The organism is Luteimonas sp. TWI596 (assembly GCF_039674105.1).
Classification (GTDB): Bacteria; Pseudomonadota; Gammaproteobacteria; order Xanthomonadales; family Xanthomonadaceae; genus Luteimonas.
This window is the reverse complement of the sequence record NZ_JBDJMU010000002.1, coordinates 118,735-141,099: the sequence shown is the minus strand read 5'-3', so window position 1 is coordinate 141,099 and position 22,365 is coordinate 118,735. Positions and strand designations below refer to the sequence as shown.

The following is a 22,365-nucleotide window of genomic DNA, read 5'->3' as shown; positions in this document are numbered from 1 at the left end:
GCATCCGCGCGAGCCCATGCTTCAATAGCCGGATGTTCATCCATTGCCGGCACTGCGGCGACCTGGTCGCCACCGACCGGGCGACCGGCCTGCCACCGGCGCGCTGCCCACGTTGCGGCGGCGCCTTGCAAACGCCCGCACCGCCCGAGCCACCGGTCTCGGTGGCCAATCTGCTCAGACCGCGCCCCGAACCCGCGGCGCCGCCACCGTCGCTCACATCCACCGCGCCTCCATCGGCGCCCCCCGCCGAGCCGATACGCAAGACGCCCGCGCCGCCCCCGGACGCCGTCGCCCGAACCGTCCCGAGTTTCGCCCGGTCGCGTACCGCCGCTGCGCCGCCGCGCGCGCCCCGGTGGCTATGGGGCGCGGCTGCCGGGCTGACCGCGCTGCTGGTCCTGCAGGGCCTGCTCGCCGAGCGCGCGCGGCTGGCCGCCCATCCGGCCTGGCGCCCCACGCTGGAAACGGTGTGCGGCGCGCTGCGCTGCACGCTGCCGCCCTGGCGCGAGCCCGCGGCGCTGGTCCTGCTCGCACGCGATGTCCGCGCCGCGCCCGAGGACCCGAGCCGGCTACAGGTCACCGCGCGCTTCCGCAACGACGCACGCTGGCCGCAGGCCTGGCCGCGTCTGCGGCTGGTGCTGTCGGACGTCGACGGACAGGCGATCGGCAGCCGCGTATTCACGGCCCGGGAGTACCTGGGCGGCGCGCCGCCTGCGCCGACGCTTGCCCCCGGTGCCAGCGCCCACGTTCGCCTGACGCTCAAAGAGCCTGGGCCCGGCGCGGTGTCGTTCGCGTTCGAACTGCTGTAGACGGACCTGTACCGCTTGTCGGCGCGTTGTCCGGCCGCCGCGCCGCGCGATAGACTGACCCGGCCGCCATGACCGACCGCCGACGCCGCGCCGTCGACGCTTTACTCTTTCGAGAGCCGCCTTGAACGCAGACCGATCCGACAGCAGCATGCGCGAGGCGCCACGCACCCCGCTGCGCGAGCATGTCGCCACGTCGATCCAGCGCTACCTGGGCGATCTCAACGGCAACGACACCGACAACCTCTACGAGGTCGCGCTGCGCGAGCTGGAGATTCCGCTGTTCGCCGAAGTGCTCAACTTCTGCGATGGCAACCAGAGCCGCGCGGCCGCGATGCTGGGCATCCACCGCGCGACGCTGCGCAAGAAGCTGCGCGAGTACGGGCTGACGCAGTAACGCGCTGCCGGGGTGCCCGGCCACGGCCGCTATAATCGCGGGCTCTTTCCGCTCGCAGCCTCCCCATGACCGTCTCCGCTTCGTCCGGCGCGCCCGTGCAGATCCGCCGCGCCCTGCTGTCCGTTTCCGACAAGACCGGCCTGCTCGACCTGGCCCGCGCGCTGGCCGCGCGCGGTGTCGAACTGCTGTCGACCGGCGGCACCGCGAAGGCGTTGCGCGAGGCAGGACTGGCGGTGCGCGACGTCAGCGACGTCACCGGCTTTCCCGAGATCATGGACGGGCGCGTCAAGACGCTGCACCCCAAGGTCCATGGCGGCCTGCTGGGGCGCCGCGGCACCGACGATGCGGTGATGGCCGAGCACGGCATCGAGGCGATCGACCTGCTGGTGCTCAACCTCTATCCGTTCGAGCGCGTGGCCTATGCTGCAGACGCGAAGTTCGACGACATCATCGAGAACATCGACATCGGGGGCCCGGCGATGCTGCGCGCGGCCGCGAAGAACTTCGCGCACGTCGCGGTCGCGACCGACCCGGCGCAGTACGCTGCGCTGATCCAGGAGTTCGACGCCCACGACGGCGCGCTGTCGGCCGCAACCCGGTTCGCGCTGTCGGTCGCCGCGTTCAACCGCGTCGCCCAGTACGATGCGCGCATCAGCGACGTGCTGTCGGCGATCGCCGAGCCTTCCGACGCCGGCGCGGCGCGGCGCGCGCCGTTCGGCGGCCAGAGCAACGGCAACTTCGTCAAGGTCATGGACCTGCGTTACGGCGAGAATCCGCACCAGCAGGCGGCGTTCTACCGTGACCTGTACCCGGTGCCCGGCACGCTGGCGACCTTCACACAGTTGCAGGGCAAGGAGCTGTCGTACAACAACATCGCCGACGCCGACGCGGCGTGGGAATGCGTGCGCCAGTTCGAGGCGCCGGCCTGCGTGATCGTCAAGCACGCCAATCCCTGCGGCGTCGCCGTCGGCGCAGCCTGCGGCGATGCCTACGAACTGGCCTATGCGACCGATCCGACCTCGGCCTTCGGCGGCATCATCGCGTTCAACCGCACGCTCGATGCCGCGACCGCAAAGGTCATTCTCGACCGCCAGTTCGTCGAGGTGCTGATCGCGCCCGACTTTGATCCTGCCGCGCTCGACTACGCGACCAAGAAGGCCAACGTGCGCGTCCTGCGCATCCCGCACGGCGACGGCCGCAACAACGTCGACGTCAAGCGCGTGGGCTCGGGCCTGCTGATGCAGACGGCCGACGTGCGCGAGGTGAGCGCCGATGAGCTGAAGATCGTGACCAAGCGCGCGCCGACGCAGGCGCAGCTCGGCGACCTGCTGTTCGCCTGGCGGGTGGCGAAGTTCGTCAAGTCCAACGCGATCGTCTATGCCAAGGACCACCGCACGATCGGCGTCGGCGCCGGCCAGATGAGCCGCGTGTACTCGGCGCGCATCGCCGGCATCAAGGCCGGCGACGCCGGTCTGGTGGTGCCCGGATCGGTGATGGCCTCCGATGCGTTCTTCCCGTTCCGCGACGGCATCGACGCCGCGGCCGAGGCCGGGATCCAGGCGGTGATCCAGCCCGGCGGCTCGATGCGCGACAACGAGGTGATCGCCGCGGCCGACGAGCACGACATCGCGATGGTGTTTACCGGGGTGCGTCACTTCAGGCATTGATGCCAGCGAAGCTGGCATCCATCCCAAGGTTTGCTGCGCAAACCTCGGGCCCCGGCCAGCGGCGTCCACACCCCCATCCGCGCCGATGCCGCGGATCGCCCCCTGACTCAGGGGGCTGGCGTGTCTTCGCGCCGCAATCACTCCAGCCTGCCGGCAGGCGCGCTATCGTCGGCGCCAGCCCGCTCATGGAGGTTGCGATGGTCCGTGCGTCCTGGTGTCGCGTTGCCACGAAGATGGCTTGGCCGAGCGTGATGGCGGCGCTGGCGTTGTCGGCCTGCGGGCAGGCGCAGCCACCGGCCGCCGCTGCGTTGCCGGCGACAACGGCCGAGGCGGTGGCCACACCTGCACCCAGGGCGGCAAACGCGGACGACACGGCTGTCGAGCCAGGCGCGCCGGTCGGCCTGCCCGGCGGCTGGGTCCGCGACTACCTGGTGACCCAGTACGGCGACCTCGCACAACTCGTGGGCACTTGGCCGGGGTTGCCGTTGGCTGACGAACTGGGCGACGACGCGGCCACACGCGAGGTCTGTGCGCGCGCAGCGATCGGCACCCACGATGCGCCGGCCGAGTTCGTCGCCGTCTGCGGCGTGCCCGACGATGCCGGCCACGCCACCACTGCGCGCATCGACCTCTTCGCGCTGCGCGCCGACGGCGCGCGCGCTGTGGCCGATGCACGCGCGCACCTGGTGGACTTCGGCAGCACCGGCGATGTCGCCGATGTCGATGTACGCCGCCTGGGCCCGCATCTGCATGGGTTCGTCATCGAAGACGGGTTCACCGGCCAGGGGCTGACCATCGGCAACACCAGCCTCGTTCTGCCCGACGGCGACAGCTTCACGGTGGCCGCAAGTCTGCGCAGCAGCCTCGACAACCTCGGCGCGATGGCCGGATGCGCGGAGCGCGACGACTGCCGACCCGATACCGGCTACGACCTCACCTTCGAACTCGACGTCGACGCGCGCGACGCCGGCGTCGTCGCCTGGCCCTTGCGCGTGCGCGAATACGGCGAGGCCTGCGGCCGCCGCATCGACCGGACTTACACCGTGCCCTTCGATGCCGCGACGAACGCATGGCGCGTCCCGCCGGTGCTGCAACGCGACGGCTGCGCTTGACGCGATCGCGCGGTCAGCCGTCGTCGCGCACCGGTGCGACGGTCTTGCGGGCCGTCCAGATGCTGCGGTCGATGGTGTCGCCCAGTTCGGGAAAATCCGCCGCGTCCAGCCGCGGCGAGGCGTCGCCGGCGCGGAGCTTGCGGTCGTAGTCGCGCGTGAGCTTGATCGCCACGCCCGACAGCAGCACCACCGCCACCAGATTCACCGTCGCCATCAGCCCCATTGCCGCGTCCGCGGTGTCCCAGACGATGTCGAGCTTCGCGAAGGCGCCCCAGGCCACCATCGCCAGGCAACCGATGCGCAGCGCGAACAGGCCGGCGCGCCCCCCACGCAGGAACAGGACCGCGCTTTCGGCATAAGCGTAGTTGCCCAAGATCGAAGTAATGGCGAACAGCGACAATGCGACCGCGATGAACGTCGGCCCCCAACTGCCGAAATGCACCGCCATCGCCTGCTGGGTCAGCACCGCACCGTCCCCGCCGACCGGCAGGACACCCGACAGCAGGATCATCAACGCGGTGGCGGTGCAGATCAACAGCGTGTCGATGAAGACGCCGAACGCCTGGATCAGGCCCTGGCTGGCGGGGTGATGCGGCACGGGCGTGGCGGACGCGGCGACATTGGGTGCGCTGCCCATGCCGGCCTCGTTGGAGAACAGTCCGCGCTTGACGCCGTTGAGCAACGCCACCGACAGGCCGCCGAGCATGCCGCCGGCCGCCTGATCGAGGCCGAACGCGCTGCGCACGATCGTTGCCAGCATCGCGGGCACCTCGCCCAGGTGCGTAAGCACCACCCAACCGGCCAGCAGCAGATAGCCGCACGCCATCGCCGGCACCACCAGCTCGGCCATGCGCGCCACGCGCCGCAGGCCGCCGAAGATCACGGGCGCGGCCAGCACCACCAGCACGCCCGCGACCCACGCCGCATCCACGCCCCAGGCTTCCGACACCGCCTCGGAGATCGAGTTCGCCTGCACGGCGCTGAACACCAAGCCGAACGCCAACACCAGACAGACCGAGAAGATCGCGCCCAGCCATGGCGCACGCAGGCCCTGCGCCATGTAGAAGGCCGGCCCACCGCGGTAGTGGCCGGCCGCATCGCGGCGCTTGTACAACTGCGCCAGCGCGCTCTCGGTGTAGGCGGTCGCCATGCCGAAGAAGGCGACCAGCCACATCCAGAAGATTGCGCCCGGCCCGCCGATGCCAAGCGCGAGCGCCACGCCGACCAGGTTGCCGGTTCCCACGCGCGACGCGAGCGAGGTGCACAACGATTGCAGCGGCGAGATGCCGGCCGGGTCGTCCTCGGTGCCACGGTGCAGGTTGCGCAGCATCTGCGGGAAGCGTCGCAGCTGCACGAAGCCCAGGCGCAGGCTGAACCAGATGCCGACCAACGGCAGCACGCCGACCAGCAGATAGTTCCACAGCACGCCATTAACGGCGGCGACGATCGGCGAGAGACCGCGTTCGACCAGTTGGACCACATCCATCGTCGGTCTGGGCTCCTGTGCGCGAAACCACCGAGCCTAGCATTGACGCCTGACGCCGCCCGTGGCGACGGGTGTCGCAGCCCCGGGCGCGCCGACAGCTCAGGCCGCAGGCCTTAAACTGGTGTTCCTTTGGGATATCCGGTCAGTTGCGCATGAAGAAGGTTCTGGTCATCGGTTCGGGCGGCCGCGAGCACGCGCTGGCCTGGAAGCTCGCGCAGTCGCCGCAGGTCGGCGAGGTGCTGGTCGCGCCGGGCAATGCAGGCACCGCGCGCGAGGCCGGCTGCCGCAACGTCGATGTCGCCGCGACCGATCTCGACGCCCTGCTGGCGCTGGCCCGCGACGAGGGCGTGGCCTTCACCGTCGTCGGGCCCGAGGCGCCGCTGGTCGCCGGGGTCGTCGACCGCCTCCGCGCCGCGGGCCTGCGCATCTTCGGGCCGACCGCCGCCGCCGCGCAGCTCGAGGGCAGCAAGGCCTTCGCCAAGGATTTCCTGGCCCGCCACGGCATCCCGACCGCCGCCTATGCGGTGTTCACCGACGCCGACACCGCGATCGAGTACGTGCGGCAGCATGGCGCGCCGATCGTGGTCAAGGCCGATGGCCTGGCGGCCGGCAAGGGCGTCATCGTCGCCGCCACGCTGGACGAGGCGGAGGCGGCGATCCACGACATGCTCTCGGGCAACGCGTTCGGCAGCGCCGGGGCGCGCGTGGTGATCGAGGAGTTCCTCGACGGCGAGGAAGCGAGCTTCATTTCGATGGTCGACGGCACCACCGCGCTGCCGATGGCGACCAGCCAGGACCACAAGCGCGTGGGCGACGGCGATACCGGCCCCAACACCGGTGGCATGGGTGCCTATTCGCCGGCCCCGGTGGTCACCCCCGAAGTGCACGCGCGGATCATGCGCGAGGTCGTCGAGCCGACGGTGCGCGGCATGGCCGCCGACGGCGCGACGTTCACCGGGTTCCTGTACGCCGGGCTGATGATCGATGCCGCCGGTGCGCCGAAGGTCATCGAGTTCAATGTCCGGTTCGGCGACCCGGAAACGCAGCCGGTGATGATGCGGCTGACCTCGGATTTCGCCGCGCTGATCGAGGCCGCGATCGACGGCGCGCTCGCTGGCGTGCAGGCGCAGTGGGACCCGCGCCCGGCACTGGGCGTGGTGATGGCCGCCGAGCATTATCCCGACACGCCGCGCACGGGCGATGCGATCAACACCTGGGATACACCGCCGCTGCCCGACACCAAGGTTTTTCATGCCGGCACCCGGCTCGACGCACACGGCCAGGCGGTGACCGCAGGCGGGCGCGTGCTGTGCGTCGTGGCGCTCGGTGATTCGGTGGCCGATGCCCAGCACCGCGCCTACGGCGAGATCGCCGGCATCTCCTGGCCGGGCGAGTTCCACCGCAAGGACATCGGCTGGCGGGCGATCGAACGCGAGCGCGGCTAGCGTTGCGCCATGAGGGGGAAAGTCCCACCTGCATAGGAGCTCAAAACATGAAGATTGAATCCATCCGCCTACGGAACTTTAAAGCACTGCGTGACGTCCACCTCAAGGATCTCCCGCCATTCTTGGTGGTAGTCGGCGCGAATGGCTCCGGGAAAACGACTCTGTTTGATGTCTTCGGTTTTCTGCACGACTGTTTGAAGGGCAATGTCCGGCAGGCTCTGGACAAGCGAGGGCGTTTTCGCGAAGTGCTCAGCCGGGGTTGTGATCCGGAGAAGGATGCCATCCTCATCGAACTGCAATACCGAATGGAGATCACCGGCGTCGAGAGGTTGGTGACCTATTCGATCGAGATCGGCGAGCGCAAAGGCATGCCGATCGTGCTTCGAGAACTTCTACGTTACAAGCGCGGACGCTATGGCAGCCCTTATCATTTTCTAAATTTCTCGATGGGTGAAGGTTACGCAATCACCAACGAAGAGGAATTCAGCAAGCCAGACGAGGAACTCGACCGCGAGAACCAGAAGGTTGCAGCGGACACCTTGGCAATCAAGGGACTAGGACAGTTCGAACGATTCAAGGCTGCGAACGCCTTCCGCCAGTTGATCGAGAACTGGCATGTGTCCGATTTCCATATTAACGCCGCACGAGGCCGCAAGGATGCAACGGGTGATTCGGAGCACCTATCAGAGAGCGGGGACAACCTACCCCTGGTAGCGCAGTTTCTGCACGAACACCATCCGAAAGTTTTTCAGCACATTTTGTCCACTATGATTCGAAGGGTGCCGGGCGTGGCCTCCGTAGAACCGAAGCTAATGGACGATGGCTATCTCACACTCCGCTTTCAGGACGGCTCGTTCAAAACGCCATTCCTAGATCGTTATGTGTCCGACGGCACGATCAAAATGTTCGCGTATCTCGTCCTTCTTTACGACCCAAGTCCGCACCCGCTGCTCTGCGTTGAGGAGCCCGAGAATCAACTATACCCACAGCTTATGGGCGAACTCGCTGAAGAATTTCGCATGTACGCTCAACGCGGCGGACAGGTCGTCGTTTCCACTCATTCGCCTGAGTTCCTGAATGCACTAGAACTAGACGAAGTGTGTTGGCTGGTCAAGCGAAACGGCAGAACTGACATCCATCGGGCGCGCGACAACGCGCAAATATCGGCCTATATGGCAGACGGCGATCAGCTTGGGTATTTGTGGAAGCAGGGCTTCTTCGACGGGGTCGATCCCTGATGAGAGAGTTGGTTTTCTTACTGGAGGAGCCTTCTGCACGCGCAATGCTCGAGAGCCTGCTGCCTCGCATCCTCGACGGGGGAATCGCCTACCGACTCATTCCGTTCGAAGGAAAACAGGATCTCGAGAAACACTTATTGCGCAGGATCCGCGGCTACCAGAATCAAAATGCACGTTTTCTAGTACTTAGAGATCAAGACAGCCATCCTGACTGCGTCGTAGTTAAGCAAAGACTACTCGATTTGTGCCAGGCATCTGGCAAAGGAAATGCGAGTCTTGTCAGGATCGCCTGCCGGGAACTGGAAGCATTCTATCTGGCCGATCTCGAGGCAACGGGCATCGCGTTGGGCAAGGCCTCGTTATCGAAGTATCAAACCCAGCGCAAGTTTCGATCTCCAGACACACTGGGCAGCCCTAGCCAGGAGCTTAGACAACTCACTAACTTTCGTTACCAGAAGATTGCCGGCTCTCGGGAGATCGGCAAGTACCTAGCGGTTGATAATGGCCGTTCGCCCAGCTTTCGCAATCTGATCGGCGGCATCAAACGGCTAGAAGCCGAACTCCTCGCATTGCCGCCTTGAAATTGACAAGTCCGTCTGCCAGCAGTGTGCGTGTGCGGTCCTCCATTGATGGAGCACTGACCCGGCTGTGGGCCCATGAGAAGGCCAGCACCGCGCTGCGCGTGTCGATCGCGTTCGGCGGCGCGATGGCGCTGTGCTGGCATGACCAACAGCTGGCCGCGTTGCCGGCGGTGTTCCTGGGCATCATCGCCAGCGCGATGGCCGAGACCGACGACAACTGGCTCGGCCGGCTCAAGGCGGTGGTGCTGTCGCTGCTGTGCTTTGGCGCAGCGGCCGGCGCGGTCACGCTGCTGTTTCCGTACCCGCTGGCCTTCATCGCCTGCCTGGCCGCCACCACGTTCGCGCTGACCCTGCTCGGCGCACTGGGCGAACGCTACGCATCGATCGCCCAGGGCACGGTGGCGCTGATGCTGTATGCGGCGATCGGCATCGACCAGCATGGCGGCGGTCATGCCGATGCGGCCTGGCGCGACGCGGGGCCCCTGCTCGCCGGCGCCGCCTGGTACGGCGCGCTGTCGATCCTGTGGACGATCCTGGTCGCCAACCGCCCGGTCCGCGAGCGCCTGGCCCGGCTGTTCGCCGAACTGGGCCGCTACCTGCAGCTGAAGGCGGCGCTGTTCGAACCGATCCGCGACCGCGACCTGCATGCTCGCCGGCTCGCGCTGTCGGAGCAGAATGCGCGCGTGGTCGCCGCGCTGGAGGCCACCAAGAACGCGATCATCAGCCGCTTCGGCCGTTCCGGTCGCCCGGGCGTGCAATCGGGGCTGTACTTTCGTCTGTACTACATGGCGCAGGAATTCCATGAACGCGCCAGTTCGTCCCACTACCCCTACGAGGCGCTGGCCGAGGCGTTCTTCCATAGCGACGTGCTCTATCGCGGCCAACGGCTGCTCGAGCTCCAGGGCCGCGCCTGCCGCGCACTCGGCGAGGCGATCCGCCTGCGTCGCCCGTTCCAGTATGGCGCCGGCACGCGCCAGGCGATGATCGACCTGCGCCAGTCGCTCGACCATCTGCACGCACGCGGCGACGGCCGGCAGACCCGGCTGCTCGCCTCGCTCGAATCGCTGGTGCGCAACCTGCAGGCGATCGACCGCCGGCTGGCCGAGGACACCCTGTCGGATGCGCCGCTGGAGGGCATGGATACGCGCCTGCGCGATGCCTCGCCGCACACCTTGCGCGAGATGGCCACGCGGCTGGCCCGGCAGCTGAGCCCGACCTCGGTGCTGTTCCGCCACGGCCTGCGCATCGCGATCGCGTTGTGCGCCGGTTACGCAGTCATGCACGCAATCGGCGCGCGCAACGGCTTCTGGATCCTGTTGACCATCGCCTTCGTCTGCAGGCCCAGCTTCGGTGCGACGCGCCGGCGCCTGGCGCAGCGCATCGCCGGCACCTTGATTGGCCTGGCCGCGACCTGGGCGTTGATGCAGTTGTTCGTCGGCGTGGAGGTCCAGTTGCTGCTGGCGCTGCTGGCCGCGGTGGTGTTCTTCGTCAGCCGCACAGACCGCTACGCGCTCGCGACCGCGGCGATCACGGTGATGGCCTTGCTGTGCTTCAATCTGATCGGCGACGGGTTCGTGCTGATCTGGCCGCGCCTGCTCGACACCCTGATCGGCTGCGCGATCGCCGCGGCCGCCTCGTTCCTGATCCTGCCCGACTGGCGGGGACGGCAACTGCACCTGGTCATGGCCGGGGTCGTCGATGCCCATGCGCGCTACCTGGGCCAAGTGCTGGAGCAGTATCGCAGCGGCATGCGCGACGACCTGCCCTACCGGGTCGCCCGGCGCGACATGCACAACGCCGAAGCGGCGTTGTCGGTGGCCTTGTCCAACCGCCTGCGCGAGCCGGGCCGCTACCGGCGCGACCTCGATGCGGCGTTCCGGTTCCTGGCGGTGTCCAACACCGTGCTCGGCTACCTGTCGGGGCTGGGCGCGCACCGCGGCGCGCTCGACGGCGAGGCCGACGATGCGATGTTCACGGCCGGCGCACGCCTGCAGAGCGCACTGGCCAACCTCGCGGCCGCGCTGTCAGCGCGCCGTGCGCCTCCGGCCGACGACGCGGCCACGGAGGCTGCGTTGGCCGAGGCACTCGAGCGCGCCGGCGATGCCACGACCGATCCGCGGCGGCGACTGCTGGGTACCCAATTGGCCTTGCTGCTGCGCCTGTTACCCGACCTGCGCGCGGCCGCGGAGGCCGCAAGCACGCCGGCCACTGCGCCCCAAGCCGTGGCTGACCGCTGAGGCGGCGGCGGGGCGGCCGCCGACCCGATGACGGCCGCCACGGCGCATGCCATCCTCCAGGCCGCTCCCACCAGGCCCACCGCATGATCCCAGGCAACGCCACGCTGACCATGTCCGTGCTGATGACCCCGGACATGGCGAACTTCTCCGGCAACGTGCACGGCGGCACGCTGCTCAAGTATCTCGACGAGGTGGCCTATGCCTGCGCCAGCCGCTATGCCGGACGCTACGTGGTGACGCTGTCGGTCGACCAGGTGACGTTCCGCGAACCGGTCCACGTCGGCGAGCTGGTGACATTCCTCGCCTCGGTCAACTACACCGGCCGCACGTCGATGGAAGTCGGCATCAAGATCATCGCCGAGAACATCCAGGCCCGCTCGGTCCGCCATACCAACAGTTGCTTCTTCACGATGGTCGCGGTCGATCCCGAGGGCCGCCCGGTGCCGGTCCCGGCGCGCGAGCCGGCCAGCGCCGAAGAACGCCGGCGCTTCGAACAGGGCCGGCAGCGACGCCAGATCCGCCAGGAGCTCGAGCAACGCTACCGGGCGGTGCGTGGTACGAGCGATGCGCCCCCCTGAGCGCGTCGGCGCGCTGCACGCCATGACGCGCCCTGCTCGGACCGCAATGCCGACCTGCTAGGCTCCGCGCAGTCCGTCCAGGAGCCGCCATGTCAGGCCAGTCCCAGTTCGCCCTGCTGCGGCAGCGGCGTTTCCTGCCCTACTTCACGGTCCAGGCGCTCGGCGCGTTCAATGACAATGTCTACCGGCAGTCGGTGATCGCGCTGCTGTTCTTCCTCGGCGTGGGCACCGCGGAACGCACGCTCTACACCAACCTCGCCCCGGCGCTGTTCATCCTGCCCTACTTCCTGTTCTCGGCGATCGCCGGTCAGATCGCCGAGAAGCTCGAGAAGCAGACGCTGATCGTGATCACGACCGCGATGGAAATCGCGATCATGTCGCTCGCCGCAGTCGGCTTCCTGCTGCAGAGCATGCCGGTCCTGCTGGTCGCGCTGTTTCTGACCGGCACCCAGTCGACCCTGTTCGGCCCGGTGAAGTACTCGATCCTGCCCTCGGTGCTGCGGCCCGAAGAGCTCACAGGCGGCAACGGCCTGGTCGAGATGGGCACGTCGATCTCGATCCTGGCCGGCATGATCTACGGCGGGCTGGTGTTCAAGCTCGCCGGCAGCTACGGGCCCGAAGCCGCAGCGGCGTCGGTGGTCGCGCTGGCGGTCGCCGGCAACCTGGTCGCGCGTCTGATCCCGAAGGTGGATGCGGGGGCGCCGACGCTGAAGGTCAATTGGAATCCGATCCCCGAATCGCGGGCGGTGATGCGCCTGGCCAGGCGCCAGTTGGCGGTGCGCAACGCGATCCTGGGCGTGTCCTGGTTCTGGTTCGTCGGCACGGTGCTGACCGCGCAGTTGCCGACCTACGCCGAGATCTATCTGGGCGGCGTGGTCAACGACACCGCGCTGTACATCTTCGCCCTTGCGTTGTTCTCGGTCGGCGTCGGCGCCGGCTCGCTGCTGTGCGAAAAGCTGTCCGGGCGCACTGTCGAGATCGGGCTGGTGCCGGTCGGCGCGTTCGGCATCAGCGCGATGCTGCTCGACCTGTACTGCGCCCGGCCCAGCCTGCCGCCGCAGACCGGCCTGACGATCGCGGCCTTCCTCGAAGGGCCCGGCGGCTGGCGCATCGTCGCCGACCTGGTCGGCGTGGGCCTGTTCACTGGCATCTTCGTCGTCCCGCTGTTCGCCCTGATCCAGAGCCGCACGCCGCGTTCGGAACTGTCGCGGGTGATCGCCGGGCTCAACATCCAGAACTCGCTGTTCATCGTCGCCGCGGCAGTGATCGGCGTGCTGGTGCAACGCGAATCGCTGTCGCTGGGCGGCCTGACGCTGCCGCTGCCGGGCCTGACGGTGCCGCAGATGTTCCTGGGCCTGGCGATCGCCAACCTGCTGGTCGCGATCTGGATCTTCACGATCGTGCCCGAGTTCCTGATGCGGCTGGTCAGCATGGTGCTGGTCCGCACGCTCTACCGGCTGCGCGAGCGCGGCGTCGATCCGGCGATTCCGGCCGACGGTCCGGCGCTGATCGTCTGCAACCACGTGAGCTACATGGATGCGCTGATCCTGTCGGCGGCGATCCCGCGGCCGGTGCGGTTCGTGATGGACCACCGCATCTTCGCCATCCCCGGGCTGCGCTGGATCTTCCGGCACGCCAAGGCAATCCCGATCGCCGGCGCCAAGGACGACCCGGCGCTGATGCAGCGCGCGTTCGACGCCATCGATGCCGCCCTGGCGGAAGGCGAGCTGGTCGGCATCTTCCCCGAGGGCCGGCTGACGAGCGATGGCGAGATCGCCGCATTCCGCACAGGCGTGGAGCGCATCCTGGCGCGTGCCCAGGCGCGCGGCCAACAGGTGCCGGTGGTCGCGCTGGCGCTGCGCGGCATGTGGACCAGCATGTGGAGCCGCCACCACGCGCACGCCCGCGGCCGCTTTGCCCGCATGCGCGTGCCGCGGCGTCTGCGCGCCCGCATCGAAGTCGTTGCCGCGCCGCGGATCGAGGCATCGGCCGATCTCACCGCCGCGGCGCTCGAGGCCGAGGTCCGGGCCCTGCGTGGCGATGCCGCCTGAGCGCGTCGCCCTCTGCCTGCCGATGCCCAGCTCAGGTACGCTTGCGTCCGTTCAGGTCCGCCTGCGCTGCAGGCCAGCCGTTTTGTCGGGAGTCGCACGCCAATCCAGCCACGCCCTCGACGTCAGCACCGAGCATGCTGCCGATGACACGACTCCGCCCCGGCGTCTACATCTCCACGACGCCGTTTCCACCTAGGCTGCACGCGCGGTCCCGAATCCGAGCAGTCCGTCACACCATCCCGCCTTTCTCCAGGAGAGCACCACCATGAGCACCATCCCGCCCCCGCCCTCGCCGCCGCCGAATCCGTACGACGCACCCGGCACCCCGCTGCCCGGCACGCCGATCGCCCCGGGCACGGTGCCCAACCACCTGGCCTGGTCGATCATCGCCACCGTGCTCTCGCTGTGCCTGTGCTGCATCGTCGGCACGATCCCGGGCATCATCGCGATCGTGTTCTCGGCCAAGGTCAATACGCTGTTGGGCCAGGGCGATCTGGCGGGCGCGCAGCGCGCGTCCAACACCGCCAAGACCTGGTGCTGGGTGACCACCGGCCTGTGCATCATCGGTCTGCTGTGGACGATCTACTCGCTGACGCTGGGCGGCGGCATGGAGCAGTACCAGATGATCTTCGACCAGATCCAGAGCGACATCTGATGTCCCGTGTGCACGGCCAGCGCCCCCTGGCGCGCGTGCGCGCCGCCACCGTCGCCCTTGCGGGCGGCGGCCTGGCGGTGGCGGCGTCTGGCGTCTGGCTGCTGCGCACCTTCGACCCCAATGCACCGGGCAGCCCCTTCCCGCCGTGCATGTTCTACGCCGCGACCGGGTGGGTCTGTCCTGGCTGCGGCCTGACCCGCTGCCTGCATGCGCTGGTCCATGGCGACCTGCCGCAGGCGTTCTCGATGAATCCGCTGCTGCTGGTCTTGCTCGCGCTCTCGCCGCTCGCACTCGCCTGGCGCATGGGCTGGCGACCCGCCTGGCTGCAGCCGGTCGCCGCGCGGTTGTCGACGGCGACGTTCTGGCTGGTGCTGCTGTCGGTCTACTGGGTCGCGCGCAACCTGCCGTGGCCGCCGTTCACCTGGCTGGCGCCCGGCGGGCTCGGCTAAGGACACTCAACCGGCTTGGGCACCGGTCTGCAGCGCGTGCCACCGCGCGATCAGCCAGCGTGAGATCGACAACGCGGGCGACAGCACCAGATCCGGGTTGGCATCGCGCAACGCCGCGCCGACCGCATCGACATCGAACCAGCGCGCGTCCTCGAGTTCGTCGTTGACACGCGGGATGTCAGGCTCGGCATCGGCGAGGAAACCGAGCATCAGCGACGACGGGAACGGCCAGGGCTGCGAGGCGAGATACCGACAACCGCGCACCCGCACCGCGCTTTCTTCGAACACCTCGCGCGCGACCGTCTGCTCGAGCGTTTCGCCCGGCTCGACGAAGCCGGCAAGCGTGGAATAGCGGCGCGGCGGCCAGGCCGCCTGGCGGCCGAGCAGCAACCGCGTGCCATCGGTCACCGCGACGATGATCGCCGGATCGGTGCGGGGGTAGTGTTCAGTGCCGCATTGCGGGCAACGGCCGAGCCAGCCGGCCCGCGCCCACTGCAGCGCTGCGCCGCAAGCGCCGCAGTGGCGATGCCGCGCACGCCAGTGCAGCACCGCGCGCGCCTGTGCGAAGGCGGTGGAGTCGCGTAACGGCCACGACGCCGCGGCGCTGCGCAGATCCACGACCCCGTGGACAGACAGGCCTTCGGGGGCGTCGCCTGCAGGCAGCGCGAACCAGCCTTGCTCGCCGTGCAGGCCCAGGAACACCGCCGAATCCGGGCGCTCGCCCAGCGCGGTCCCGGTCAGTGCCGGGGGTGCGCCGTCGGCATCGACGGCCGCATCGCCGTGCGCATCGAGCACCAGCACGCGCGCCTGGGGCCATAGCCGCGACAGCGCCGCGCTGTCGGTTCGCAGATGTTCGGCGCGATCGAGCGGCGCCTCGACGAAACGGAAGTCCATGCCGGGATTATGGCCGGCTGCCGTGTCGCGATGGCGACATCGGCCGCACAGCAGTGGACCGGCCGGCGGCGCTGAGGCCAGCCGGCCGACAACCGATCAGACCGTGAAGCTGCTGCCGCAGCCGCAGGTCGACTTCGCGTTCGGGTTGCGGATCGTGAACTGCGCCCCGTGCAGGCTCTCGACATAGTCCACCGCCGCGCCCATCAGGTACTGCAGGCTCAGCGGATCGACCACCAGTGTGACGTCGTCGGTGACGATCGCCAGGTCGTCCTCGGCGCGCTCCTCGTCGAACTCGAAGCCGTACTGAAAGCCAGAACAGCCGCCGCCCTGGATGTAGACACGCAGGTTCAACGCCGGGTTGCCCTCGCCGTCGATCAGCTCGCGCACCTTGGCCGCCGCTGCAGGGGTGAATTCCAGCGGCCGCTCCAGGGACTGGTAGCCGGGGCCCTCGATGGTCAGCACTTCGCTCATGCCCGACAGGATGGGGGGGCCGGCGGCCGCGTTCAAGGCTCGGGCGCAGAACGCGGCGTCACGTCGGCCCAGCTGAACGCGCGCTCCACGGCCGCGCCGCGGCCCTTGGGCGCAAGCCGCACGGTCACCCGCAGTGGCTGGAAACCGGGCGGCAGCACGATGTCGCCCTCGACCTGCTGGAAGTACTTGAACGCGTACGGCACGCCGGGGGCGTCAGCGCGCTGGCGCAGGTCCGACCAGGCCAGCGTCTGCAGCCGGCCGTTGCGGGTGCCTTCAATCGCCAGCCGCATCTCGCCCTCGCTGGCCGCGTCGCGGGCCAGGCTCTGGGTCAGCGTGGCGGTGTAGTGCCAGCCCTGATCGGTCCGGGGCTGCATGCGCAGTTCGTGGACGCTCAGTTCCCGCCCTTGCGAGGTCGAACCGACGAAGCGCTCGTAGAACCCCACATCGGCGCGCAGCGCGGCGATTTCCTCGTCGCGTTCGGCCAGCGTTCCCTGCAGTTCGCGGTTCGCGTCGCGGCTGATCTGGTCGGAGCGGGTGAGCGTGGCGACCTGCTGCTGCAGGTCCTCGATCTGGGCGGCCTGTGCGGCGAGCTGGCGTTGCGGATGCGCGGCCCCCGGCGCAAACACCTGCCACGCCCCCCACAGGCCGAACAGCAGCGACACCGCCGTCAGGCCGAGCAGCACGCGCGTCCAGCGCGGGTCTTGCGAGGGACGGGCGGACGCGCCTGGCGTGGCGGGCGTCGGGGGCTGCCCGGTGGGCTCGGGTGGAATCATCGGACAAGGTATAGCGAGCGCGGCGAATCGCAGTCAAGCGGCTGTGCTCCCTATACGCGTCGCCATCGTGCGCCGCGCCCCGCGCTGCGGCGAACTGGGAGGTCGCGATGTCGGAAGCCCATCTGTTCGCGATCGGTGTGGTGCTGGCGTGGCTGGCCGGCGTGCGCGCCTATCTGACCGTCTTCGGTGTCGGGGTCGCCGGCGCGCTCGGCTGGCTCGACCTGCCCCCCGCGCTCGAGGCCACCGCCTCGCCCTGGGTGCTGGGCGTGTCGGGCGCGCTGGCGGTGACCGAATTCTTTGCCGACAAGATCCCCGGCGTCGATTCGGGCTGGGACCTGTTGCAGACGCTCGCGCGCGTGCCGGCCGGCGCTTTCCTCGCCGCGGCCGCGCTCTCGCCCGACGGCGACCTGGGCGCCGGGATGCTCGCCACCGGCGCGGGCGTGGCGCTGACCAGCCATGCGCTCAAATCGGGCACGCGGCTGTTGCTCAATCTGTCGCCCGAACCGGTCAGCAACATCGCCGCCTCCTCCACCGAGGACGCGATGACCGTCGGTGCGCTCGGGCTGGTCCTCGCCTCGCCCTGGCTGGCCCTGGCGCTGGTCGTGGCGATCGGCCTGAGCGGCCTGCTCGTGCTGGCCTGGCTGTGGCGACGGCTGTTCGGCCGTGGGCGCACACGCGCGGCCGTCTTGCCGCGCTCCTGATCGCGGCCGGGTAAAGTGAGCGCTTCCCACGCTTCCCGTTCCTCCCCCGCCATGCCCGATCCCGACAAGCCGCAACGCGCGGAGTTCCCCCCCACTGCGTACTGGAGGCGGTGGGCCGCCGACGCCGGCCGTCCGTCGCTGCCCGATGCCGCCGATGTGTCTGCTGCGGAGCCCATGGACGCGGCCGCGACGTTGACCGACGACGGTCGGCCGTACCGGGTCCTGGTCGTCGAGGACGACCCGAGCCAGGCGCTGTTCGCCGAAAGCGTGCTCAACGGCGCCGGCCTGCAAGCGCGCGTGGTGGCGATCGCCAACGAATTCCTGTCGACCGTGGTCGAGTTCGGCCCGGACCTGGTGCTCATGGACCTGCACATGCCGGGCATGGATGGCGCAGAGCTGACCGCGCTGCTGCGCCAGCAGCCCGCGCACCGGCACATCCCGGTCGTGTTCTTGACCGGCGATGTCGACCCCGAGCGCCAGTTCGAGGCGCTGGAAGTGGGCGCCGACGATTTCCTGACCAAGCCGGTCCGGCCGCGCCACCTGGTGTCGGCGGTGCAAAACCGCATCCGCCGGGCCCGCACCCTGCAGCAGATGCCCGATCCGGGTCGCAGCCCGGTCACCGGCCTCAACAGCCGGCTGCAGTTGCTGCAGAAGCTCGCCGAGGCGATCCCGGCGCAGCCGCGCGGGGCGCTGGCGTTTGTCGAGATCGAGGGCATCACCGCGCTACGCGACCGCTACGGCTACGCCGGACTGGAGACCATCCTCACCGATGCCGGCCGCCACCTGCATCATCTGGTCGAAGGCGCGGCCGCCACGCGCCTGAACGACAACACCTTCCTGGTGTTTGCGCCGCAGATCGACCGGACCGCGCTCGACGTCTGGGCACGCGGGCTGCGCGACGGCATCGGTAGCCATCCGTTCCCGCTCGCGGGCCAGAGCCTGCGTCTGCGTGCGCTGATCGGCTACGCCGATCTCGCGCACGCCTATGAGGACCCGGGCACCGCGCTGGCTGCCGCCGAACAGGCATTGCGCGATGCGCGTGGCACGCCGGCCGGGATCGCCGTACACATGCCGGCGCCGCCCGCAGGCGGCGAGGACGCGCCGCCGTCGTTGTCGGAAGACCTGCGCGGCGCGCTCGATGAGGGCCGCATCGAACTGGCATTCCAACCGATCGTCTCGGTCGCCGGCGGCGACGAACCGCAGTACCAGACCCTGCTGCGGCTGCGCGGACGCGATGGCGAACTCCATTCGGCCGCGCGCATCCTGCCGGCGGCGGAACTGGCCGGCGTGCTGTTGGACATCGACCGGCGCGTGCTCGAACTGGCGATCGCCACTCTGGCCGAGCGCACCCAGCGCGGCGGCGCGATGCGCCTGTTCGTGTCGCAATCCTCGCGCAGCCTGGTGCAACCGGGCTATGCCGACTGGCTGTTGCAGCGCCTGCACGAGGCCGGGATACCCGGCGCTGCATTGGTCATCGACGTGCGCCAGGACGATGCGCTGATCCACGCGCTGTCGCTGCAGGAATTCTGCGCGCGCATGGTCCCGGCCGGCGTCCAGCTGTGCCTGGGCCAGTACAGCGATGGCGAAGAGGCCAATGCGCTGCTCGCGCAGCTGCCTTTGGGCTTCGTGCGCCTGTCGGGCCGATACTCGCGCCAGCTCGACGAACCGCGCATCCGCGACGAGATGCGCGGCGCGGTCGAACGCGCGCACCGCCTCGGACTGCAGGTGATCGGTCAACAGGTCGAGAACCCGCAGGCCGCCGCGACGCTGTGGATGAGCGGCATCGACTACATCCAGGGCAACCTGGTGCAGCGCGTCGCCGACGCGCTCGACTTCGACTTCCACCACTCGGTGCTGTAGCGGCGATGTCGCTTTCTGCCTTGCGCTGGGGCGCACTGCTGGCCGCGATCGCAGCGGCAGTGGCCGCGTCATTGCAGGCGCTCGCCGTCCCGGGTCCTTGGTCGCTCGTGGCCGCCGCATTGGCGGCCGCAGCCGCAGCGGCAGTGTTCGCGTCCGGCGCGCCGCTGCGCGCGCAGCAGCACGCGCTCGAGGACGCGCAGGCCCAGGCGCATCGCGATGCCCAGGCCTGCAAACAGTTGCAACGCGAGCTCGATGCGCACACGCACCTGGAGCAGCAGCTGCGACAGGCCAAGACCGCGGCCGAATCGGCAGTGCTGGCCAAAGGTGAGTTCCTGGCCACGATGAGCCACGAGATCCGCACGCCGCTCAACGGCATCACCCCGATGCTCGACCTGCTGCTGCACGCGCCGTTGCCGGTCGACCACCTCGAACTGGTCCGCACCGCCTACCAGTCGGCGCAGCAGATGCAGCGCATCGTCGATGACATCCTCGATTACTCCAAGCTCGAATCCGACCGGCTGGACCTGGAGGTCACCGGCTTCAACCTGCGCGAGTTGCTGCAGAGTGTGATCCAGCCGATGGATCGCCAGGCGCGGGCCAAGGGGCTGCGCATGCAGTTGCAGATCGATCCAGCCGTGCGGCTGGCGGTGTGCGGTGATCCGGTCCGGCTGCGCCAGATCCTGAGCAACCTGCTCAGCAACGCGGTGAAGTTCACCGAACGCGGCGGCATCACCGTGGACGTGCGGCGTCTGGGCGAGACGGCCACGCACCACCGGCTGCGTTTCGAGGTCCGCGATACCGGCATCGGTATTCCGGCGCAAAGCCAATCGCGGCTGTTCCAGGCCTTCAGCCAGGCCGATGCGTCGACAACGCGGCTCTACGGCGGCACCGGGCTGGGCCTGGCGATTTCGCGGCGGATCGTCGAACTCATGGACGGCAGCATCGGCGTCACCTCTGCGGCAGGCGCCGGATCGACGTTCTGGTTCGAGATCCCGCTGCGCAAGGCCCGCGGCGACCTGCAGACGGGTGCCGGCGCATCGGGGCCGGGCGCGGCGCTGCTGCTGACCGTCGATCCGCGCCTGCGCGCCCGCCTGTCGATGCTGCTGGCGGACTGGGGCCTGCGCGTGCAGGCGGTCGAAACCACGCACGAAGCGCTCGAACTGCTGCGCCAGGGAGCGGGAAGCAGCGCGGCCGCGGCCTGGTCGATCGTCGTCGCCGACCTGGCCGGGCTGCGTGATGCCGGCATGGCGCTGCGCCGCAATCTCGCCCGGCCTGCCGACTACGGGCAACCCCGGCTGATCTGCTTACAGGGAGACGAGCCGATCGACGGCCCGGACGACGACGCCATCATGCTCCATCGGCAGGCGTCCGACGTGCGTCTGCGCGAGGCGGTGCTGGGCGAGACGGTGCCCGGTGAGGCAACGGATACCGGGCAGCCCGAACCGATGCTGCCTGCGCGCACTGCCGTCCCCACGACGCGCAGGACACAATCGCCCACGCCCTCCGCGACGCAGGCCGCCACTGCGCCGACGCCTCGTGTGCTGCTGGTCGAGGACAACCCGGTCAACCAGATGGTCGGGCAGCGCTTGCTGGGCGTGCTGGGCCTGCAATGCGATACCGCCGGCAACGGCGAGATCGCGCTGGACAAGCTCATCGAGGGTAGCTACGACATCGTGCTGATGGATTGCCAGATGCCGGTGCTCGATGGCTACGCGGCGACCCGACGCTGGCGCGAGCGCGAGGCGGCCTCCGGCACCGGGCGCCGCCTGCCGATCATCGCGATGACCGCCAATGCGATGGCCGGCGATCGGCAGAAATGCCTGGACGCGGGCATGGACGATTACCTGGCCAAGCCGGTCACGCGCGGCGAGCTGGCGCGTTGCCTGGCGCGCTGGGGGTCGGCCGATGCGCAGGCAGGGACGCGCGCTGCCGATCCGCCGATGCCATCAACGGATGCGGTCGATGTGCAGGCGCCAACGGCCGCCGCCGCCCCGCCCGTCATGCCCACACCTACCGATACGCCGGGGCCTGAGGTCCTCGATGGCGAGGTGCTCGACGATCTGCGCGAGCTGCTCGGCGACGATGTCGACCGGCTGGTGGCGGTGTTCCTCGACGACACCCCGCGCCTGCTCGCCAGCTTCAATGCCGCGGCCACGGCGGGCGACCAGGCCACGATGCGCGAAGCGGCGCATTCGCTCAAGTCCTCGAGCGCAAATCTCGGCGCGCTGGCCCTGTCGACCGAGGCCAAGCGGATCGAGGCAGCCGCGCGGGCGGGAACGCTCAGTGATGCCGAAGACGCGGCGCGGCAACTGGACGTGGCGTTCGCACGCGCGCGCCAGGCATTGCGGGCGCGGGTGCCGTCCGCCGGCTGATCGGCGCGCCGGACGCGCCCCCGCGCCGAGGGCGATCAGTCGTCGCCCATCTGGCTCTGCAGATAGTTTTCTTCGCCGATGCGACCGATCAGGTCGAGCTGCGTCTCCAGCCAGTCGACATGCTCCTCCTCGTTTTCGAGGATGTCGGCCAGCAGTTTGCGGCTGACGAAATCGCCGACCTGCTCGCAATGCGCGATCGCCTCGCGCAACACCGGCAGGCCGTCCATCTCCAGCGCGAGGTCGCACTCGAGCATCTCGCGCGGCGTCTCGCCGATGCGCAGCTTGCCCAGCGCCTGGAAGTTCGGCAGCCCTTCGAGGAACAGGATGCGCTCCGACAGCGCGTCGGCGTGCTTCATCTCCTCGATCGATTCCTTGTACTCATGCTTGCCCAGCGCTTCCAGCCCCCAGTGCTTGAGCATCTTGGCGTGCAGGAAGTACTGATTGATCGCCGTGAGTTCGTTGTACAGCGCCTGGTTGAGGTAGCGGATGACCTGCGCGTCGCCCTTCATCGCGGTGCGTCCTGTCGAGGGAAAGGCGCCACTCTAGCCGGACACGCGCGCAGATGAAGGAACGCGAATCGTGCGCATTCCTTCGC

General features: G+C 69.1%; 20 protein-coding genes. 15 read left to right on the top strand and 5 right to left on the bottom strand.

All coding sequences use genetic code 11. The features are described 5' to 3' along the window. The first annotated feature begins 32 nt into the window (after nucleotides 1-32). The 4 genes from ABE487_RS02010 to ABE487_RS01995 all read left to right on the top strand — a co-directional run bounded on the left by ABE487_RS02010 (nucleotide 33) and on the right by ABE487_RS01995 (nucleotide 3,979). Complete coding sequence (locus ABE487_RS02010; protein WP_346450747.1) at nucleotides 33-806, top strand: DUF3426 domain-containing protein; 774 nt, start codon at nucleotides 33-35, stop codon at nucleotides 804-806. A gap of 121 nt (nucleotides 807-927) precedes the next feature. Beyond that, the gene (fis, locus tag ABE487_RS02005) at nucleotides 928-1,200 is read left to right on the top strand and encodes a DNA-binding transcriptional regulator Fis (RefSeq protein WP_183427738.1); all 273 of its coding nucleotides are present in this window, start codon (nucleotides 928-930) and stop codon (nucleotides 1,198-1,200) included. 65 nt (nucleotides 1,201-1,265) lie between these two features. Then, on the top strand, nucleotides 1,266-2,867 hold the full coding sequence (gene purH, locus ABE487_RS02000; RefSeq protein WP_346450745.1) for a bifunctional phosphoribosylaminoimidazolecarboxamide formyltransferase/IMP cyclohydrolase: 1,602 nt from the start codon (nucleotides 1,266-1,268) through the stop codon (nucleotides 2,865-2,867). A 233-nt stretch (nucleotides 2,868-3,100) separates the two neighbouring features. Further along, nucleotides 3,101-3,979: a hypothetical protein gene (locus tag ABE487_RS01995; protein ID WP_346450743.1), complete on the top strand. Its 879-nt coding sequence runs from the start codon at nucleotides 3,101-3,103 to the stop codon at nucleotides 3,977-3,979. 13 nt (nucleotides 3,980-3,992) lie between these two features. Here the strand turns inward: ABE487_RS01995 and ABE487_RS01990 are convergent, their stop codons facing one another. Further along, nucleotides 3,993-5,465, bottom strand: coding sequence for an alanine/glycine:cation symporter family protein (locus tag ABE487_RS01990; protein WP_346441762.1), 1,473 nt, complete (start codon nucleotides 5,463-5,465; stop codon nucleotides 3,993-3,995). A gap of 152 nt (nucleotides 5,466-5,617) precedes the next feature. Here ABE487_RS01990 and purD point away from each other — a divergent pair, with 152 nt between their 5' ends. From purD to ABE487_RS01950, 8 genes are all read left to right on the top strand, one after another. Then, nucleotides 5,618-6,910, top strand: a complete 1,293-nt coding sequence (gene purD, locus ABE487_RS01985; protein WP_346450741.1) for a phosphoribosylamine--glycine ligase — start codon at nucleotides 5,618-5,620, stop codon at nucleotides 6,908-6,910. Nucleotides 6,911-6,957: 47 nt separating this feature from the next. Further along, entirely contained in the window at nucleotides 6,958-8,148 is a 1,191-nt protein-coding gene (locus ABE487_RS01980) for an AAA family ATPase (protein WP_346450740.1), read from the top strand. Next, nucleotides 8,148-8,729 carry a DUF4276 family protein gene (locus tag ABE487_RS01975; protein ID WP_346450739.1) on the top strand — a complete coding sequence of 194 codons (582 nt, stop codon included), beginning with the start codon at nucleotides 8,148-8,150 and terminating at the stop codon, nucleotides 8,727-8,729. The genes ABE487_RS01980 and ABE487_RS01975 overlap by 1 nt, the downstream gene beginning before the upstream one ends. Before the next feature lie 32 nt (nucleotides 8,730-8,761). Further along, nucleotides 8,762-10,966, top strand: coding sequence for a YccS family putative transporter (gene yccS / locus ABE487_RS01970; RefSeq protein WP_346450737.1), 2,205 nt, complete (start codon nucleotides 8,762-8,764; stop codon nucleotides 10,964-10,966). 83 nt (nucleotides 10,967-11,049) lie between these two features. Continuing rightward, a complete protein-coding gene (locus ABE487_RS01965; RefSeq protein WP_346447354.1) occupies nucleotides 11,050-11,544 on the top strand; it encodes an acyl-CoA thioesterase in 495 nt (164 codons plus the stop codon). Nucleotides 11,545-11,633: 89 nt separating this feature from the next. Then, nucleotides 11,634-13,595, top strand: a complete 1,962-nt coding sequence (locus tag ABE487_RS01960; protein WP_346447353.1) for an MFS transporter — start codon at nucleotides 11,634-11,636, stop codon at nucleotides 13,593-13,595. Nucleotides 13,596-13,860: 265 nt separating this feature from the next. Next, nucleotides 13,861-14,250, top strand: coding sequence for a CD225/dispanin family protein (locus ABE487_RS01955; RefSeq protein WP_346450735.1), 390 nt, complete (start codon nucleotides 13,861-13,863; stop codon nucleotides 14,248-14,250). Beyond that, complete coding sequence (locus ABE487_RS01950; RefSeq protein ID WP_346447352.1) at nucleotides 14,250-14,699, top strand: DUF2752 domain-containing protein; 450 nt, start codon at nucleotides 14,250-14,252, stop codon at nucleotides 14,697-14,699. The genes ABE487_RS01955 and ABE487_RS01950 overlap by 1 nt, the downstream gene beginning before the upstream one ends. A 6-nt stretch (nucleotides 14,700-14,705) precedes the next feature. Here ABE487_RS01950 and nudC read toward each other — a convergent pair whose 3' ends face one another. The 3 genes from nudC to ABE487_RS01935 all read right to left on the bottom strand — a co-directional run bounded on the left by nudC (nucleotide 14,706) and on the right by ABE487_RS01935 (nucleotide 16,837). Further along, complete coding sequence (gene nudC, locus ABE487_RS01945) at nucleotides 14,706-15,593, bottom strand: NAD(+) diphosphatase (protein ID WP_346447351.1); 888 nt, start codon at nucleotides 15,591-15,593, stop codon at nucleotides 14,706-14,708. Nucleotides 15,594-15,689: 96 nt separating this feature from the next. After that, nucleotides 15,690-16,064, bottom strand: coding sequence for an iron-sulfur cluster insertion protein ErpA (gene erpA, locus ABE487_RS01940; protein WP_047137413.1), 375 nt, complete (start codon nucleotides 16,062-16,064; stop codon nucleotides 15,690-15,692). 32 nt (nucleotides 16,065-16,096) lie between these two features. Then, on the bottom strand, nucleotides 16,097-16,837 hold the full coding sequence (locus tag ABE487_RS01935; RefSeq protein WP_346447350.1) for a DUF6776 family protein: 741 nt from the start codon (nucleotides 16,835-16,837) through the stop codon (nucleotides 16,097-16,099). A 107-nt stretch (nucleotides 16,838-16,944) separates the two neighbouring features. Here ABE487_RS01935 and ABE487_RS01930 point away from each other — a divergent pair, with 107 nt between their 5' ends. Genes ABE487_RS01930 through ABE487_RS01920 form a run of 3 tightly spaced genes read left to right on the top strand, consistent with a single transcriptional unit; the run spans nucleotide 16,945 to nucleotide 21,770 of the window. Next, on the top strand, nucleotides 16,945-17,538 hold the full coding sequence (locus ABE487_RS01930; RefSeq protein ID WP_346441770.1) for a DUF4126 domain-containing protein: 594 nt from the start codon (nucleotides 16,945-16,947) through the stop codon (nucleotides 17,536-17,538). A gap of 51 nt (nucleotides 17,539-17,589) precedes the next feature. After that, the gene (locus ABE487_RS01925; RefSeq protein WP_346450733.1) at nucleotides 17,590-19,398 is read left to right on the top strand and encodes an EAL domain-containing protein; all 1,809 of its coding nucleotides are present in this window, start codon (nucleotides 17,590-17,592) and stop codon (nucleotides 19,396-19,398) included. Nucleotides 19,399-19,403: 5 nt separating this feature from the next. Continuing rightward, on the top strand, nucleotides 19,404-21,770 hold the full coding sequence (locus ABE487_RS01920; protein WP_346450731.1) for an ATP-binding protein: 2,367 nt from the start codon (nucleotides 19,404-19,406) through the stop codon (nucleotides 21,768-21,770). A 35-nt stretch (nucleotides 21,771-21,805) separates the two neighbouring features. Here the strand turns inward: ABE487_RS01920 and bfr are convergent, their stop codons facing one another. Next, nucleotides 21,806-22,279, bottom strand: coding sequence for a bacterioferritin (gene bfr, locus ABE487_RS01915; protein ID WP_346441773.1), 474 nt, complete (start codon nucleotides 22,277-22,279; stop codon nucleotides 21,806-21,808). Nucleotides 22,280-22,365: the final 86 nt, after the last annotated feature.